Genomic DNA, 2480 nt, shown 5'->3' with positions numbered 1-2480 from the left:
TTCCGGGCTTGCGTATCCGCCTGCTTTGCCGGAGGCTAGAACCATCATGAGCAAGATATCTTCCTTTCCTTCGCTCGATCGGCTGCCCCCGCCCGGCAAGGCGGCGTTCCTGCTGGATTTTGATGGTACGCTGGTCGATATTGCGCCAACGCCGGAATCCGTTGTGGTAGCATCCGGCCTGCTCGATACGCTGCGGCGGCTGCGCGCCATGTGTGGCGATGCGCTGGCCGTCATTTCCGGGCGGCCCATTGAACAGATCGATCATTTCCTGGGGGATGTGCCCTATGCCGTGGCGGGTGAGCACGGCATCGCCATCCGCCACGCACCGGGGCAGGCGATCGAACGTTCCCCCCTGCCGGAGGTGCCCCCGGCATGGTTCGAACAGGCCGACAGGCTGGCGCACGCGCATCCCGGTGTGCGGATCGAACGCAAGAAGGCGGGTCTGGTCCTGCATTACCGTGGCGCGCCGGACGCCGGTGCGGCGCTGGAGCGGATCGCGGATGAATGGGTTGCGCCGACCCATGGCGTCTTTCATGTGCAGGCCGCGAAAATGGCATGGGAAATCCGCCCGGCGGGCGTGGACAAGGGGCACGCGGTGGCGGCCCTCATGCAGGCCCCGCCCTTTGCCGGGCGCGCGCCCGTTTTCGTGGGCGATGACGTGACCGATGAGGACGGCATCCGCATGGCGGTGCAACTGGGCGGGGTCGGGCTGCGTATTCCTGTTGATTTTCCCGACCCAGAGACCTTCCGGGCCTGGCTTGCGCATCTGGTACAGGGGGGCAATGACGCATGGGGCGGCTGATTATCGTTTCAAACCGCGTGCCTTCCCCGCGTGAGCGCAGTCAGCCCGCGGGTGGTCTGGCCGTCGGGCTGAAGGATGCCCTGCGCGATGGGGAGTCGCTGTGGTTCGGCTGGTCGGGCAAGCAGGTGCAGCTCCATGGTGGCGACCCGGTGCCACGGCTGGACCGCGTTGATAACGTGACCTACGCCACCATTGACCTCACACCCCTGCAATATGAGGGATTTTACCAGAATTTCTCCAACGGCATCCTGTGGCCGCTGTTCCACTACCGCGTGGGGCTGATGAACTATTCCCGTACGGATTGGGAAACCTATCTGGCGGTCAACGCCATGTTCGCCCGCACGCTCCTGCCGCTGCTCCGCCCCGATGACGTGATCTGGGTGCATGATTACCACCTGTTCCCGCTGGGGCAGGCGCTGCGTGATCTGGGGGTGCGGTGCCGAATCGGTTTCTTCCTGCATATCCCGTTCCCGCCATGGAGCCTGGTGCGCGCGCTGCCGGGGGCGGACCTGCTGCTGGAGGATATGCAGAGCTATGATCTGGTCGGGGTCCAGACCGCCGAGGACGCCGAGAACCTGAACCACGCGCTACGGGTGAACGGACTGCCCGAACGCGGGCAGGCGTTTCCCATCGGGATCGACCCCGATGAATTCCGCGCGCAGGCGGAAAAAAGCATGGAAGGCCCGGAGGTGGCGCGGCTGGAAGGCAGCCTGCGCGGCGCAAGTCTTGTGCTGGGCGTGGACCGGCTGGATTATTCAAAGGGACTGCCCGAACGCTTTCGTGGTTATGAAGCGTTTCTGGCGCGGTATCCCGAACATCGCGGCAAGGTCACCTTTCTGCAGGTGGCCCCCATCTCCCGTGGGGAGGTGGAGGAATACCGCCAGCTCCGCCGCCAGCTTGATGAACTGACCGGGCGCATCAACGGGGCCTATTCCGAATTCGACTGGACCCCGATCCGCTACATTACCCGCCCCCTCCCGCGGGAGGTGCTGGCCGGTTCTACCGCCGTTCGGAAGCGGCCCTGATCACGCCCCTGCGTGACGGGATGAACCTGGTGGCCAAGGAATATGTCGCGGCACAGGATCCGGCCAATCCCGGCGTGCTGATCCTGTCGCATTTCGCGGGTGCGGCGCCGGAGATGGAGGAGGGGATTCTGGTCAATCCCTACGATCCGGACGAGATTGCCGATGCGCTCCATGCCGCCCTGACCATGGGGCTGGCCGAGCGGCGCACGCGCTGGCAGGCGCTGGAGCGGGAGGTCAGCCGCACCACCGCCATAAGCTGGGCGGCCGACTTCATGCGCGCCCTTGACGCCGCGCCCGTCGCCTGCCGGACATAGCCGGTCATGCGCGCGGTTGGTCTGCTGATGGTGGTGGCGGGTTGCGCCGCGCTGGGTGTTGCGTGGTGGAGCGAACACATGCTGGGCAACGTGCCGTGCGGGCTGTGCCTGTGGGAGCGCTGGCCCTACCGCATTCTGGTGGGGCTTGGCCTGCTGGCGCTGGTGCTGCCCCATGGTGGGGCGCGTGTCATGCTGTGGCTGTGCGTTCCGGTCCTGCTGTCGGCCATGGGTCTGTCAGCCCTGCATGTGGGCGTGGAGCAGGGATGGTGGCGCAGCCCGCTGCCGGAATGTCGCGCGCCCGTTTTCCATGGCGGCAGCATTGCCGAGCGTCTGGCCGCC

Annotated in this window: 2 protein-coding genes and 1 pseudogene; all 3 read left to right on the top strand. The window is 66.0% G+C overall.

Going from position 1 to position 2480, the window contains the following annotated elements; genetic code table 11:
• Positions 1 to 46 precede the first annotated feature (46 nt).
• The gene (gene otsB, locus JCM25156_RS13640; RefSeq protein ID WP_025813515.1) at positions 47 to 802 is read left to right on the top strand and encodes a trehalose-phosphatase; all 756 of its coding nucleotides are present in this window, start codon (positions 47 to 49) and stop codon (positions 800 to 802) included.
• Positions 790 to 2141, top strand: a pseudogene (locus JCM25156_RS24480) (alpha,alpha-trehalose-phosphate synthase (UDP-forming)). The gene otsB and the pseudogene JCM25156_RS24480 overlap by 13 nt, the downstream one beginning before the upstream one ends.
• A gap of 6 nt (positions 2142 to 2147) precedes the next feature.
• On the top strand, positions 2148 to 2480 hold a 333-nt coding region (locus tag JCM25156_RS13630), incomplete at its 3' end, for a disulfide bond formation protein B (protein ID WP_084296522.1).

Source organism: Komagataeibacter kakiaceti JCM 25156, assembly GCF_000613305.1.
The sequence above is the reverse complement of the archived record's forward strand: the minus strand, read 5'-3'. Positions and strand labels throughout refer to the sequence as shown.

Coding starts and splice junctions, on each gene's coding strand:
- otsB (WP_025813515.1), top strand. CDS start 47: ATGAGCAAGATATCTTCCTTTCCTTCGCTCGATCGGCTGCCCCCGCCC.